General features: G+C 62.0%; 9 protein-coding genes. 8 read left to right on the top strand and 1 reads right to left on the bottom strand.

Annotated elements, in window-relative coordinates:
- The first annotated feature begins 1 nt into the window (after window position 1).
- The 7 genes from dgcB to HU715_RS23610 all read left to right on the top strand — a co-directional run bounded on the left by dgcB (window position 2) and on the right by HU715_RS23610 (window position 12,610).
- The gene (dgcB, locus tag HU715_RS23640) at window positions 2-1,951 is read left to right on the top strand and encodes a dimethylglycine demethylation protein DgcB (protein WP_186707134.1); all 1,950 of its coding nucleotides are present in this window, start codon (window positions 2-4) and stop codon (window positions 1,949-1,951) included.
- Window positions 1,951-3,171 carry an electron transfer flavoprotein subunit alpha gene (gene etfA, locus HU715_RS23635; protein ID WP_186707135.1) on the top strand — a complete coding sequence of 407 codons (1,221 nt, stop codon included), beginning with the start codon at window positions 1,951-1,953 and terminating at the stop codon, window positions 3,169-3,171. Before dgcB ends, etfA begins: the two co-directional genes overlap by 1 nt.
- Before the next feature lie 15 nt (window positions 3,172-3,186).
- The gene (gene etfB, locus HU715_RS23630) at window positions 3,187-3,957 is read left to right on the top strand and encodes an electron transfer flavoprotein subunit beta (protein ID WP_186707136.1); all 771 of its coding nucleotides are present in this window, start codon (window positions 3,187-3,189) and stop codon (window positions 3,955-3,957) included.
- A gap of 186 nt (window positions 3,958-4,143) precedes the next feature.
- On the top strand, window positions 4,144-4,710 hold the full coding sequence (locus HU715_RS23625) for a GNAT family N-acetyltransferase (protein WP_186707137.1): 567 nt from the start codon (window positions 4,144-4,146) through the stop codon (window positions 4,708-4,710).
- Window positions 4,711-5,865: 1,155 nt separating this feature from the next.
- Window positions 5,866-9,318 (top strand): GMC oxidoreductase, encoded by a 3,453-nt coding sequence (locus HU715_RS23620; protein WP_186707138.1) that lies wholly within the window; start codon window positions 5,866-5,868, stop codon window positions 9,316-9,318.
- A gap of 151 nt (window positions 9,319-9,469) precedes the next feature.
- Window positions 9,470-11,338 carry a c-type cytochrome gene (locus tag HU715_RS23615; protein ID WP_186707139.1) on the top strand — a complete coding sequence of 623 codons (1,869 nt, stop codon included), beginning with the start codon at window positions 9,470-9,472 and terminating at the stop codon, window positions 11,336-11,338.
- Between the two features lie 27 nt (window positions 11,339-11,365).
- Window positions 11,366-12,610 (top strand): metallophosphoesterase, encoded by a 1,245-nt coding sequence (locus tag HU715_RS23610; protein WP_186707140.1) that lies wholly within the window; start codon window positions 11,366-11,368, stop codon window positions 12,608-12,610.
- 128 nt (window positions 12,611-12,738) lie between these two features.
- Here the strand turns inward: HU715_RS23610 and gbca are convergent, their stop codons facing one another.
- Window positions 12,739-14,034 carry a glycine betaine monooxygenase oxygenase subunit gene (gbca, locus tag HU715_RS23605; protein WP_186707141.1) on the bottom strand — a complete coding sequence of 432 codons (1,296 nt, stop codon included), beginning with the start codon at window positions 14,032-14,034 and terminating at the stop codon, window positions 12,739-12,741.
- A gap of 283 nt (window positions 14,035-14,317) precedes the next feature.
- Between gbca and gbcB the strand changes: the two genes are divergently transcribed.
- Window positions 14,318-15,418 (top strand): glycine betaine monooxygenase reductase subunit, encoded by a 1,101-nt coding sequence (gene gbcB / locus HU715_RS23600; RefSeq protein WP_186707142.1) that lies wholly within the window; start codon window positions 14,318-14,320, stop codon window positions 15,416-15,418.
- Window positions 15,419-15,615 lie beyond the last annotated feature (197 nt).

Raw genomic sequence — 15,615 nt, 5'->3', positions numbered from 1 at the left:
TATGTTGAACACCCTTCTTCCAATCCTGCTGTTCGCAGCCCTCGGCCTCGCGGCCCTAGGCGCCTTGCGGCGGATGAACATGTGGCGCCGGGGACGACCGGCCAAGGTCGACCTGATCGGTGGCCTCTTTGCCATGCCCAAGCGCTACATGGTGGATTTGCACCATGTGGTGGCGCGGGACAAATACATTGCCAACACCCACGTCGCCACGGCCGGTGGGGCGGTGGCGTCGATTGTGTTGGCGATCCTGGTCCACGGTTTTGGCCTGCATAACCGCTTCCTCGGCTATGCGTTGCTGCTGATGTCGGCGGTGATGTTCGTTGGCGCGATCTTCATGTACCTGCGTCGGCGCAACCCGCCAGCGCGTTTGTCGAAAGGCCCGTGGATGCGCCTGCCGAAAAGCCTGCTGGCCTTCTCGGCGTCGTTCTTCCTGGTGACCTTGCCGGTGGCCGGCATCCTGCCGGAAAACTTCGGTGGTTGGCTGGTGGCGGCGATCCTGGGCGTCGGCGTGTTGTGGGGCGTGTCGGAATTGTTCTTCGGCATGACCTGGGGTGGGCCGATGAAACACGCCTTCGCCGGTGCCCTGCACCTGGCCTGGCACCGCCGCGCCGAGCGCTTTGGTGGCGGTCGTTCCACCGGTCTGAAGCCGCTGGACCTGAATGATCCGACGGCACCGCTGGGCGTGGAAAAACCCAAGGATTTCACCTGGAACCAACTGCTCGGCTTCGACGCCTGTGTGCAGTGCGGCAAGTGCGAAGCGGCCTGCCCGGCGTTCGCCGCCGGCCAACCGCTGAACCCGAAGAAACTCATCCAGGACATGGTCGTCGGCCTGGCCGGCGGCACCGATGCGAAATTCGCCGGCAGTCCTTACCCAGGTAAACCTGTCGGTGAGCACAGCGGCAACCCGCACCAGCCCATCGTCAACGGCCTGGTGGACGCCGAGACCCTGTGGTCCTGCACCACCTGCCGGGCGTGCGTCGAGGAATGCCCGATGATGATCGAGCACGTCGATGCCATCGTCGACATGCGCCGCCACCTGACCCTGGAAAAAGGCGCCACGCCGAACAAGGGCGCCGAGGTGTTGGAAAACCTCATCGCCACCGACAACCCTGGCGGCTTCGCCCCGGGTGGGCGGATGAACTGGGCGGCGGACCTGAACCTGAACCTGCTCAGCGAGAAGAAAGCCACCGATGTGCTGTTCTGGGTCGGCGACGGTGCCTTCGACATGCGCAACCAGCGGACCCTGCGCGCCTTCGTCAAAGTACTGAAGGCGGCGAAAATCGACTTCGCCGTGCTCGGCCTCGAAGAACGCGACAGCGGCGACGTGGCCCGGCGCCTGGGTGACGAAGCGACGTTCCAACTGTTGGCCAAGCGCAACATCCAGACCCTGGCCAAATACAGCTTCAACCGCATCGTCACCTGCGACCCCCACAGCTTCCATGTGCTGAAAAACGAATACGGCGCCTTCGACGGCAACTATCTGGTGCAGCACCACAGCACCTACCTGGCGGAAATCATCGACGCCGGCGCGTTGAACCTTGGCCAGCACAAGGGCGACAGCGTGACTTATCACGACCCGTGCTACCTGGGCCGCTACAACGGCGAATACGAGGCGCCGCGCCAAGTGCTGCGGGCGCTGGGCATCGAGGTCAAGGAGATGCAGCGTTCCGGTTTCCGTTCCCGTTGCTGCGGCGGTGGCGGCGGCGCGCCGATCACCGACATCCCGGGCAAGCAGCGCATCCCGGACATGCGCATGGACGACATCCGCGAAACCGGTGCCGAACTGGTGGCCGTGGGTTGTCCACAATGCACCGCGATGCTGGAAGGTGTGGTCGAACCACGGCCGATGATCAAGGACATTGCCGAACTGGTAGCCGATGCGCTGCTGGAAGACGCGGCCCCGAGCAAGCCCGTGGCCCCGGCCAAACGTGAACCCGCGGAGGTGCATTAATGAGCGACATCATCCGCCGCGACCCTCGCGCCGAGTGGATCGCCCGCAACCGCCTGCATCCACTGCACGCAGCCATGCAACCGGTGCAGCACAGCTGGATGGGGCCCAACGGCGTCATTCGCAAGAACGTCCATGGCGTCGGTTTCATCGGCCCCAATGGGATCAAACGGATTGATCGCAGCGGTGCCCAGCAAGGTGGGGCGAGCAAACGCACCGCTGCCGTTGAAGTGCAATTGCCGCTGCATCAGGTGCCGCAACCGGCGTTCCACATCTGTGTCGTCCCGGACATGGTCGGTGGCCGCCTCAGCAGTCACGACCGCGATCTGCTGGGCCTGGCCCATCAGTTGGCCGGCAGCGACGGCGCGGTGTTGGCGGTGGTCTTCGGCGAGCACAAGGAAAGCGCTTTCGCCACGGCGGGTGTCGACCGCTTGCTGGTGCTCGATGGCGAAGAGTTCAGCGGTTATGCACCGGAGCAACGCGTTCAGGGCTTGCGGGCTGTGGATAACCAGTTCAACCCACGCCATTGGCTGCTGCCTGACAGTCGCAGCGGCGGTGGTGAATTGGGCCGGCGCTTTGCCGCAGCCCTGGGCGAGCGCCCGGCCACGCGGGTCTGGCAGGTCAAGGGCGAAGAATGCATCGGCCGCGCCGGTGCGGGCCTGCAAGACTTGGCCCGGCCGTTGGCGCGCTTGATCCTGGCGGCGGCGGAATGCGCCGAGCCGGTCAGCGAAACCCGTCACGAAGCCTTGCCGGTGGAGTTATCCACAAGCGTGGCCCGCAGCTTGTCGCGCATCGAAGACCTTGGCGCGGTTGCCGTGGACCCGGGTGCGATCCCGATGGCCGAGGCCGAATTCATTTTCTCCGGCGGCAACGGGGTCAAGGACTGGGCGCTGTTCCACCAGACCGCCGCCGCCCTGGGCGCCACCGAAGGCGCTTCGCGGGTGGCGGTGGACGATGGTTTCATGGCCCGGGATCGCCAGGTTGGTGCGTCCGGCACCTGGGTCACGGCGCGGGTCTACGTGGCCGTGGGGATATCCGGGGCAATCCAGCACCTGCAAGGCATTGGCGCCTGCGACAAGGTGGTGGCGATCAACCTCGATCCGGGCTGCGACATGATCAAACGGGCAGACCTGTCGGTGATTGGTGACAGCGCGGCGATTCTCCAGGCCTTGATCGCGGCGGTAGAGGCTTACCGCAACGAAGCCAAGCGCGATGCGGCTTAAGCTAAGGAAACGTTCATGAGTACCCAAGTGATCAGCCTCGTCTCCATCGGCGCCCACCCGACCTCTGGCCGACCTCGACGGGCCGAGCAGGACGCCCGGGCCGTGGAGCTGGGCCTGCAACTGGCCGGCAACGACTTGCAAGTGCTGCACGCCGGCGACGTGGCCGAACCGGCCCTGCGCGCCTACCTGGGCATGGGCCTGGAGGAACTCCACGTCCTGGAAAATCCCGATGGGGCCGACGCCCTGCCGGCCTTGACCGACTACCTGCGTGACGCTGGCGCCCAAGTGGTGCTTACCGGCAGCCAGGCGGAAACCGGCGAGGGCTCGGGCATGTTGCCGTTTTTGCTGGCGGAAAACCTCGGCTGGCCGCTGGTGGTGGGTCTGGCCCAGGTCGAATCCATCGAAAACGGCGCGGCCCTGGTGCTGCAAGCCTTGCCTCGCGGCCAACGGCGACGTCTCAAAGTGCGCCTGCCGTTCCTGGCCACTGTGGATAACGCTGCGCCAAAACCTCGGCAAAGCGCCTACGGCCCGGCCCGGCGTGGAGCGTTGCATGCCGAGGAGGTCGAAGTGATCGACGACACGCTGCTGGCGGTAGCCACCCTGCAACCGGCCAAGCCACGGCCCAAGCGCTTGAAAGTGATCAAGGCCAAGAGCGGCGCCGACCGCATGAAAGCCGCCACGGCCAAGGCCAGCGGCGGAGGCGGACAAGTGCTCAAGGACGTGAGCCCGGAGGCAGGGGCCGAGGCGATTCTCAAGTTGTTGGTGGAGGAAGGGGTGGTTCGCTAGACCCAGGCTCAACACAAAACCTGTGGGAGCGGGCTTGCTCGCGAAGGGGAGCATCAGTCAACGAAAAAGGTTGCCTGATACACCGCTTTCGCGAGCAAGCCCGCTCCCACAAGTGAAATATGTGTTGCCCACAATCCTTGTGGGCCCCTTTGTGGATAACCGCCGTCAGCCAAATGGAGCCCAGCAATGGAAGTTGAATTTCGTCCGGCCTTGCCCATGGATGCACGGGAGATCGCCCGTCTGTTCCGGATTTCTTCGGAGGGTGCGTCGGATTACATCTGGAGCCAATTGGCGGAGCCAGGGCAGGACCTATTGGAAGTAGGGGCCGCTCGTTATGCCCGGGAGAATGTCGATTTTTCTTACCAGAACTGTTTTGTCGCCCAGGCGGATGGCCGGGTCATCGGCATGATGCACTGTTATGTCACGCGCGAGGATCCGCTGGCGGCGCCGGTGACGGATCCGGTCCTGGCGCCCTACGCCGACATGGAAGTGCCCGACACCCTCTATATTTCAAGCCTGGCCCTGCATGAAGGCTGGCGTAACAAGGGGCTCGGCGTGCGCTTTCTCGAGTTGGCGCAACAGCGTGCCGACCAACTGGCGCTCAAAGGCCTGAGCTTGATCGACTACGCCGCCAATACCGGCGCCCGGCGTTTCTATGAGCGCCAGGGCTTTGATATCGTCAAAACCTGCCAGGTTTTCCCGCATCCGTTGATTCGGGTGACGGGGGAGGCGTACCTCATGCATCGGCCTTGATCGCCGTGGCGGCTTCACCAGAAACCCTTTGTGGGAGCGGGCTTGCTCGCGAAGGCGGTGTGTCAGTCGGCGATGGGTTATCTGACACACCGCCTTCGCGAGCAAGCCCGCTCCCACATAGGATTGATGGTGTATGTGAATTTTGTATCTGCCCAAACATTATGGGAGCGAGTGTTACCCACAATCCCTGTGCGCGCCTCTGTGGATAACCTGTTCGCCCCTCGCGGCACCCCAGGCAAACCAGGCACTCCAGGCCTGCGATCAAAAAACAGCCAACCTAACCAACGGTTTTTACTGGCTTTTGTTTATGTATAACGCTTCCTTTCAGCCGAAACTTGCCCCCAATCTCTGTTGGCGCTTCTGTGGATAAGATGTTCGCTCTACGCTGCAAGCCAGACAGGCCGGGCTGTTCAGTGAATTGATCATAAACTGATCAAACGATCTTTTTTATCAGGAAAACCTCGGGAAAACCTTGATTTACATGCCGTCCAAAGGGTTTTCCACAGAATCGTCAAATTTACCCCCAAACCCTGTTGGCGCTTCTGTGGATAAGGTGTTCGCTCACCGCTACAGCCCAGGCGTTACAGGGCTTACAGAGTATCGGTTAAAAAACAACCGATAGCGTCGGCAAACCGTCGTTTTCCATAAGTCACGGTTTTTATTCACTTTGCGGCTGAAAGAATTCCCGACCTATCCCACTTGTCCCCATTTGCTGTGGGTGGTCATGTGGATAACTTGTTCGCCAAACGCTGCAAGCCACGGCTGGCATAGCGCACATCGCTATAGGTCAAATTTCATACAGTTCTAAGGAACCACCTTGACGCAGCCCTGTCGCCTGTCTTCACTTCCATGGCACAAGGACATCGCGACTTTATCCACATCAGGTTCAGGGAGAACACATGATGGATAGCAAGGTTCCCCGCTCACACCCGCTCTCCCCACAGACCTGCGTCCCGGCATCGCCCACTTCGTTGCACAAGCGCATCCATCGTCGCGCCACCAATCAGCGTGCGCGTCTATAGCGAGTACCCGATTTCCCCCTGTAACACCGTTGACTGCCGCTGGACCCTGCACGGGACAGTGGCCAGGCGTTTGTGCGCCTGTGGATTTGCAGGCAACCGCAGAGTTGCCCCTTCTGCCTGAGAGGACTTGAACATGACACGGATCTCAACCCCCATCAGTGATATCCAGGAGCACTACGACGTGGTCGTCATCGGTTCCGGCTACGGTGGCGGCATTGCTGCCTCGCGCCTGTCCCGGGCCGGACGCAAGGTGTGCCTGCTGGAGCGTGGCCGGGAAATCCAGCCTGGCGAATACCCCAACACCCTGCTCGCGGCTACCGAGGAACTGCAGGTCCATGACCCCGACGGTCACATCGGCTCGCGCACCGGCCTGTTCGACCTGCACGTCAACGCCCAGCAGAACGTGGTGGTCGGTTGTGGGCTGGGCGGCACGTCGCTGATCAATGCCAACGTCGCGTTGGAGCCCGAGCCTGGCGTGTTCGAGGACCCGCGTTGGCCGCAGGCGGTACGGGACCACCAGGACACGTTGCTCAAGGACGGCTACGCCCGGGCTCGGGAGATGCTCAAGCCCAATCCCTACCCGGCGTCGGCACCGAACCTGCCCAAGCTCGACGCCCACAAGAAATCAGCCGATTACCTCAAGCAAGGCGCGCACTTCTACACACCCCCCATCAACGTGACCTTCGACAAGCTGCCCAACAACCTCAACCACGTCGGCGTTGAACAGTTGCCCTGCAACGGCTGTGGCGATTGCGTCTCGGGCTGTAACAACAAGGCCAAGAACACCACGCTGATGAACTACCTGCCGGATGCCTGGAACCACGGCACGGAGATTTTCTGCCAGGCCGAGGTTCGGCACCTGGAGCGCGACGGCGATGGCTGGATCGTGCATTTTCAGTACCTGGACAGCGGCCGCGAGCTGTTCTCGGCGCCCACGTTGTTCGTGCGGGCCGATGTCGTCGTGGTCTCCGCCGGCACTCTGGGCTCCACCGAAATCATGCTGCGCTCGCGGGACAAGGGCTTGGCCATGTCCAGCCAGTTGGGCGAGCACATGAGCGGCAACGGCGACATCCTCGGGTTCGGCCACAACTGCGACCAAGTGATCAACGGCATCGGCTTCGGCGCCCATTCGGCCAAGGAACTGGAACCGGTGGGGCCGTGCATCACCTCGATCATCGACATGCGCACTGAAGGCGACTGGCGCAGCCGCATGGTCATCGAGGAAGGTTCGATTCCCGGTGCCCTCGGCCGGGCCATGGTGCCGAGCATGGCGGCGTTTGCAGAGATGATCGGCGTGCCCACCGACACCGGTTTCGGCGCCAGCCTCAAGTACAAGGGCCGGGAGGCCGAGAGCTTTCTGCGCGGGCCGTATTACGGCGCGCTGCACAACATGCAGACCTACTTGATCATGAGCCATGACAACGCCAAGGGCCGCATGTTGCTCGACCACAAGGACCAGTTGCGCATCGACTGGCCTGGCGTCGGCGAACAGGAAAACGTCACCCTCGGCAACGAGCGCCTGCACCAGAGCACCAAGGCCCTGGGCGGAATCTGGGTCGAGAACCCGATCTGGACCAAGCTGCTCAAGCACAGCATCGTCTCGGTCCATCCCCTGGGCGGTTGCGTGATGGGCGAGGATGCGACGCAAGGCGTGGTCAACCACAAGGGCCAGGTGTTCAGTGGCGCCAGCGGCACCGAGGTCTACCCGGGCCTGTACGTGACCGACGGCGCAGTGATCCCCACCTCCCTGGCGGTCAATCCGCTGCTGACCATTTCGGCGGTGAGCGAACGCAACATGGGGCTGCTGGCGGCCGACCGTGGCTGGATCATCGACTACACGCTGCCCTCGGCCCCGCGCAAAGCGGTGGCGGCGCCGACCCTCGGCGTGCAGTTCACCGAAACCATGAAGGGCTTCTTTTCCACAGCCTTCACCCAGGCCCAGGGCACCGATCTGAGCCTGTACGAAGCGTCGGCCAAGCGTGGCAAGGCCGACAACTCGCCCATCGAATTTACCCTGACCATTACCGCCGCCGACCTCAATCGCTTGATCAAGGAGCCGGAACACGCCGCGACCCTGGTGGGCACCCTCGATGCGCCGCTGCTGTCGCCCAAGCCATTGGTCGCCAGTAACGGGGTGTTCAATCTGTTCGAGCAGTACCAGGGACAGGTCGGCGTGCGGCACATGAACTACGACATGAAGCTGACCGCCGAAGACGGCAGCGACTATTACTTCAGCGCCTTCAAGACCGTGCCCGAGGACAACGGCGTGCTGAACATCTGGCCTGACACCAGCACCTTGTACGTCACGCTGTATCGCGGACCGGACAAGACCGGCGCGGTGCTCGGCTGCGGCGTGATGCACATCCTGCCGGCCGACTTCGCCAAGCAGATGACCACCATGAAAGTGCTCAACGCCCGCAATGAACGTGAGCGCGTGGAGGCGCTGGCGCGGTTCGGCAAGTTCTTCGCCGGGATCCTGTGGGAGAGCTACGGAGGCGTCTTCGCAGGCGACGTCTACTTCAACCCGGACGCGCCGCCCCGGTTGAAACGGCCATTGGATGCACCGGCGCCGGTGGTGCATTTCTTCCAGACCGAAGACAACGTCGAGCTGCGCCTGACCCGCTATCAGGCCGGCAAAAAAGGCCCGGTGATGTTGGTCCATGGCCTGGGGGTGGGCTCGAACATCTTTTCCACCGACACCATCCACACCAACCTGCTGGAGTATCTGTGCAAGCACGAGTACGACGTCTGGCTGCTGGATCTACGGGTGAGCATCCTGCTGCCGGCCAGCAAGAACGAATGGAACGGCGACCAGGTGGCCCAGTACGATTTCAAGGCGGCCATCGAGCAGATCCGGCAAGCGACGCTGGCCCGTGACGTGCAATGCGTGGTGCATTGCTACGGCGCGACGACCTTCTTCATGTCGATGCTGGCGGGGCTGCAAGGGGTGCGCTCGGTGGTCTGCTCGCAGATCGCCGCCGACACGGTGGTCGCCACCGCCACCGGTCTGAAGGCCGGTTTGCATTTGCCGGGAATGCTCGATGCCATCGGCATCAAGTCCATGACGGCCTACGCCGACACCAAGGAAAGCTGGTTCAACAAACTCTACGACAAGGCCCTTAACGGCTATGCCCGGATCGAGGCCCAGGGCTATTGCACCAACCCGGTCTGCCATCGCATCACGTTCATGTATGCGTCGCTGTACCGCCACGACACCCTCAACGAAACCCTGCACGACAACCTGCATGAGCTGTTCGGCGAGTCGAACATCCAGACCTTCGAGCACCTGGCGCTGATCGTGCGCAAGGGGCACCTGGTGGACTTCAAGGGCAACGACGTCTACATGCCGCATTTCGATCGGTTGAAGTTGCCGATCTGCTTCATCAGCGGCGCCGACAACCAGTGCTACCTGCCGCAAAGCACCCTCAAGACCTACGAGCGGTTGTGCGAGATGCACGGCCCGCATTTGTTCAGCCGCCATGAAGTGAAGGGTTACGGTCATATCGACTGCATGTTCGGCAAGGACGCGGTGGTGGATGTGTATCCGATCATTCTTGAGCACCTGGAGAAGACGGCGTTGGGCTAGCTGACTGCCCTCCGTGGCCAGAGATTGCTCCCGCTCGGCTGCGAAGCAGTCGTCGCTTTTGAAGTCTTGGGGGCCGCTACGCGGCCCAGCGGGAGCAAGCTCCCTCGCCACATGGGTTTTGTGGTGAGTCAAGAATAAGGAAAAGGATGCCATGAACACTTACATCCGCTGGTTCCAACGCATCATCTGGGTCGGGATTGTCATGAACATGTTCTTCGCGATCCCGGCGCTGTTCGCGCCGGCGTTGCTGACGTCCATGATCGGCCTGCCCCCCGTATTGTCCGATCCCTGGCTGGGAAACGCCGGCATGTTGCTGGTGGGGATCAGCCTGTTCTACATGCCCTCGGGGTTCAACGCGCCGCATTTCGTCGTGCACTCATGGTTGTGCGTGCTGTCGCGGCTGGTGGCGGTGGTGTTCTGGATTTACCTGATCAACACCAACAACCAGGGCCAGCTGTTCGTGCCGATGCTGATGGGCGACCTGAGCATGTTCCTGATCCTGGGCGTGCTGCTGTACCTGGGCAGCCCAGTGGCCAATCGTCCGCTGGCCTTGCTCTGCGCCGGTTGGCGGGAGTGGCGCGCCGGCTGGGCGCTGCGCTGGCAGAGCCACGGGTTCAAGGTCGGCACGTTGGTGGTGGTGTTGCTGTTGGGGTTCATCGGCTACCAGACCTGGTACCAGATGATCCGGGAGGTGCCACAGCCGGACTTCGCCTCCGACGAAGACCATTACAAATACGCCGCCATCGGCCTGGGCATCGAGGCGCGGATTCCCTACTACCTGTTCGCCGTGCTGCCGCAGATGTGCCCGGAAAAACTGCCCAAGCCGGGTGGCTACGAGGTATTCGGTTTTCTCTATGAAAACGGCAACGACCTGCCCATCGGCATGGCCAAGCGGCAGCTCGGTTACCCCACCGTGGAGCCGAACTGCGCCCTGTGCCACACCGGTTCCTACCGGGCCAATGCCAGTGACGTCGCGGTGCCGGTCGCCGCCGCGCCGGCCAATACCCTGCAACTTCAAGCCTTCCAATGGTTCGCCTACGAATGCGCCAGCGACCCGAAATTCACCCCCGAGGCGGTGATGACGGCGATCAATGGCAAGTTCCAACTGGGCTTCTTCGAGAAACTGTACAACCGCTACCTGATCATCCCGATGGCCAAGAGTGCGCTGCTCAAGCAGAAACAGGCCTACGCCTGGCAGAAGCTGCGTCCGGCCCAAGGGCCAGGGCGGACCGACACCTTCAACCCGACCAAAATGGTGGTGTTCGGCTTCCCGGATGATTCCACCATCGGCACCGTGGACCTGCCGCAGGTGTGGAACCAGAAGCCCCGCGAGTCCATGTACCTGCATTGGGACGGCAATAACAACAAGATCCACGAACGCAACTATGCAGCGGCCATGGCCGTGGGCGCGACGCCGCAATCGGTGCTGCCGCCGAGTTTCAATCGCGTCACGAACTGGCTGCTGGGCCACAAGGCGCCGGCTTGGCCGTTCGCCCTGGACCAGGCGAAAGTCGCCCAGGGCAAACCGATCTGGGAGAAAAACTGCGCCAGCTGCCATGATTTCGGCCGCAGCGACACCGGCCAGGTCACCACCAACATCGACCAGTTGGGCACCGACCCCCATCGCCTGAATTCCTTCACCACGGGCCTGGTGTCGGCGTTCCACGGCTTCAAGAAACCGCCGTTCGACTTTGGCGCCTATCGCAAGACCCAGAGCTACAGCAACACGCCGACCGACGGCATCTGGTTGCGGGCGCCGTACCTGCATAACGGTTCGGTGCCAACCCTGTGGGATCTGCTGCAAGCGCCGGAGCAGCGTCCGCAGGTGTTCTACACCGGCTCCGACATTTACGACCCGCAGAAGGTCGGCTTCGTCACCAGCGGCGCGCAGATGAAGGCGTCGGCGGATTTCAAATACGACACCCGCCTGGAAGGCAATCACAACGGCGGCCATCTGTACGGCACGCAGTTGTCGGACGTCGACAAACGGGCCCTGATCGAATTCATGAAAACCCTGTAGCCCAGGGCAAAACGAAGGAGCGTTCACATGTCATTACTGCACCATTGGGAACATGAGTTCGACAAGGTCAAGGTCCGCCTGCACGGGTTGGTTACTCGGCTGGAGATGTCCTGGAAGAAACTCATCAACGACCTGGAGCCCGAGGAGTTCCAGGCCATCGTCAAGTTGCTGCAGCGAGGCCACGACCAGGCCCGTCACGTCATCGACCACGGGGATTTGCCGGACGACGAACCGGCCGTGCCCTGGGAACTGGCTCACGGCTTGTCGATCCTGAAGATCGGCAACGCCACGCCGCTGCCGCAAAGCGAAGACGAGTTGCCGACCCGCGTGCTCAAGGACGGCACGTTACTGGGCTGTCGCAAATGGGAACTGTTGGATCTGCTGTGGAGCGAGGCGCTGCTCAAATGGATCGAAAACCTGCGCCACCACGCGCCGTTCGCCACTACCCCGGCGCTGGTGAAGATGGACAACGACGTTGTGCTCGCCATTGCCGGCGACTGGGGCACCGGGCCGTTCGACAGTCACGCCCCGGCGGTGGCGGTGGCCAACCAGATGCAATTGGCCCTGGCCGATTTCACCATCCACCTGGGCGACGTGTATTACGCCGGCACCCACTCCCAGGAAGACGTCGACATGGCCGGTTGGCCCCAGGGCAAGCACGGCTCGTTCACCCTCAACTCCAACCATGAGATGTACAGCGGCGCCCATGGTTACTTCAAGGAACTGGCGGCGCGTTTTCCGGTGCAGCAGGGCACCAGCTATTTCGCCTTGTACAACGATGACTGGCTGGTGGTTGGCCTGGACAGTGCGTACGCCTCGGACGCCATGAACCTGTACATGGACGGCACCCTCAACACCCAGCAGATCGAGTGGATGAAAACCCTGCCCAAGCGCAAGAAGCTGATGGTGCTCAGTCATCACCAGGGCTTCGATATTTCCGGGCATAACAAGACTGCGCTCTACCAACCGGTGTGTGATGCCCTGGGGCGTGAGCCGGATTATTGGTATTGGGGGCATTTGCACAATGGTATTTGCTATGCGGCGCAAGGCGGGTTGCATGCGCGCTGCGCCGGGCATGGAGCGATTCCCTATGGCACCACCAGCGAGTTGAATGGGCATGCGCGGGTGCTGTGGTCGGAAACTGAATTGGCGGGGGACGAGGCGTATCCGGAGCGGGTGTTGAATGGGTATGTGAAGGTGCAGTTGAGGGGGGAGGAGATTGTCGAGACGTTTTATGGGGAGGATGGCAGTGTGCGGTGGTCTTCACATTAGTCGTCGGCTGTTAGACCGCCTTCGCGAGCAAGCCCGCTCCCACATTCGATCTCATTCCTTCTGAAGAAACTCGGTCAACTGTGGGAGCGGGCTTGCTCCGGGCGGCGATCCGACGAAGCTTTTAGTTTTTAGCCCTGGACTGGAACACCTTTGAGGTACGGCGCCGGTTCAGCGCCCAGGTTGTTGAGCATGCGCTCGCTGTACCAGTCCACGAAGTTCACCACGCCGAACTCATAGGTCTTGGAGTACGGGCCTGGCTGGTAGGCGGTGGAGTTGATGCCGCGCTGGTTTTCCTCGGCCAGGCGACGGTCCTGGTCGTTGGTGGCGTCCCAGACCTGGCGCATGCGCTCCACATCGTAGTCCACGCCTTCGACCGCATCCTTGTGCACCAGCCACTTGGTGGTGACCATGGTTTCCTGGGCGCTGATCGGCCACACGGTGAACACGATGATGTGGTCGCCCATGCAGTGGTTCCACGAATGCGGCAGGTGCAGGATACGCATCGAGCCCAGGTCCGGGTTCTTGATGCGGCCCATCAGCTTGGCGCAGCCTTGCTTGCCGTCCATGGTCATCGACACGGTGCCCTTGAGCAACGGCATGCGCACGATGCGGTTGCGCAGGCCGAAGCTGGCGTGGGCGTAAGGAATCTTCTCGGCGTCCCAGGCGGCGGCGGAAGCGGCCACGTGGTCCTTGAAGGCCTGGTCGGCCCGCGGGTCGGTGACGTCGTCCCATTCCAGCAGGGTCTTGAGCAATTCGGGGTGCGAGGCGTTGCAGTGGTAGCACTCGCGGTTGTTCTCCAGCACCAGCTTCCAGTTGGCCTTTTCCATCAAGGTGGTTTGCACCGCCACCTTGGTGTTCTCCATGTCGTAGGGTTCCATGTAATGGTTCAGCGTCGACAGGAAGTCATCGATGGCCGGCGGGTTCTCGGCCAGGCTGATGAAGATGTAGCCGCCAGCGGTCTTCACATTCACCGGCTTGAGGCCGTACTGCTTCATGTCGAAGTCGGCGCCCATCTCGGTGCCGGCGAACAGCAGGCGACCGTCCAGCTCGTAGGTCCACTGGTGGTAGTGGCAGACCAGTTTGGCGACTTTGCCTTTTTCGCTGGTGCACAGCCGCGAACCGCGGTGGCGGCAGACGTTATGGAACGCGTGCACCACACCGTCGGCGCCGCGAATCACGATGATCGGGTTCTTGCCGACTTGCAGGGTCAGGTAGTTGCCCTTGGCCGGGATCTCGCAAGTCATGCCGGCGATCAACCATTCTTTCTGGAAGATTTCCTGCATGTCGATATCAAACAGGCGCTCATCACTGTAGAACGGTTGCGGCAGCGAAAAGGTACGCTCGCGCTCCTGCAGCATTTGCGCGGTGGCCTTGCGTGCGGGTTCCAGCGGATCGCCCAGGCTCAGGGTAGTGGTGACGTCCATCGTTTTATCCTCATGGCCATCTTTGTGGCCGGCGAAAAATGACTAATCGGTTGTGCTACGCAAGGCAGAAAGCTTTGTTTATCTGTTGGGGCGAGTGTGGGGCCGCGCAGGGGCGCAACCTTATCCATGGGCGACATGGCCCAATCTGTTCCCGACGCGCTAGCCCCGGTCGTTGGGGGCTGGTCGCGATAAGTATGTGAATGTCGCAGATAGGTAAATGGTCACCCAGGCGCCTGCGCACAATCGCCCTCATGAAGGCCGACAGTCGGCCGTGGAGATCAGCATGTCCAATAACTTCCTGAACCCGGTCACTACCCAGACCTGGGCCAATGGCCGACATATCGTACGTTGCGTCAAAGTCATCCAGGAAACCTGGGATGTGCGCACCTTCTGCTTCATGGCCGACCAGCCGATCATGTTCTTTTTCAAGCCCGGGCAGTTCGTCACCCTGGAGCTGGAAATCGAAGGCCAGCCGATCATGCGCTCCTACACCATCTCCAGCTCGCCGTCGGTGCCCTACAGTTTCTCGGTGACCATCAAGCGCGTGCCGGGGGGCAAGGTCTCCAACTGGTTGCACGACACCCTGCACGAAGGCCAGGAACTGGCGGTACACGGGCCGGTGGGGTTGTTCAACGCCATCGATTTCCCGAGCCCGAAAGTGCTTTACCTGAGCGGTGGCGTGGGGATCACGCCGTGCATGTCCATGGCCCGCTGGTTCTACGACACCAACGCCAATGTCGACATGACCTTTATCCACAGCGCCCGCTCGCCCAAGGACATCATCTACCACCGCGAGCTGGAACACATGGCGTCGCGGATCGACAACTTCAGCTTGCACCTGATCTGTGAAAGGCATGGTCTGGGCGAGCCCTGGGCCGGGTATCGCGGTTACCTGAACCACAAGATGCTGGAATTGATGGTGCCCGACTTTCTCGAGCGCGAGGTGTTCTGTTGCGGGCCGACCCCGTACATGACCGCGGTCAAGCGCCTGCTGGAAGCGGCCGGTTACGACATGAAGCGTTACCACGAGGAATCCTTCGGCGCCACGCCACCGGAAGCCCGTGCCGACGCCGTGGAACAGGCCGAACAGGCAGCCGATGCTCCGGAAGTCGATGCGGCGGACCTGCACCTGGTGGAGTTCACCTCTACTGGCAAGAGCATTCGCGTGGGGCCGGGAGAAACCGTCCACGCCGCCGCCGCCAAGCTCGGCATGATGATCCCCAAGGCCTGCGGCATGGGCATCTGCGGCACCTGCAAGGTGCTGAAGCTGGGCGGGGAAGTGGAGATGGAGCACAACGGCGGGATTACCGAGGACGACGAGGCCGAGGGTTATATCCTGTCGTGCTGCAGCGTGCCGAAGGGGGATGTGCGGATCGATTTCTGATTTGCTCGCTCAGGCAGGTGTAAATCCCTCTGTACCTGGAGGGATTTACTTTTACTGGGAGGGGTTTATCGGTGGCGAGGGAGCTTGCTCCCGCTCGGCTGCGCAGCAGTCGTCATCTGGTAACCACGAGCTACCTGATACACCGCATGGGGGCTGCTGCGCAGCCCAGCGGGAGCAAGCTCCCTCGCCACAAAAGC

It is taken from the genome of Pseudomonas zanjanensis (assembly GCF_014268745.2).
Classification (GTDB): domain Bacteria; phylum Pseudomonadota; class Gammaproteobacteria; order Pseudomonadales; family Pseudomonadaceae; genus Aquipseudomonas; species Aquipseudomonas zanjanensis.
The sequence above is the reverse complement of the archived record's forward strand: the minus strand, read 5'-3'. Positions and strand labels throughout refer to the sequence as shown.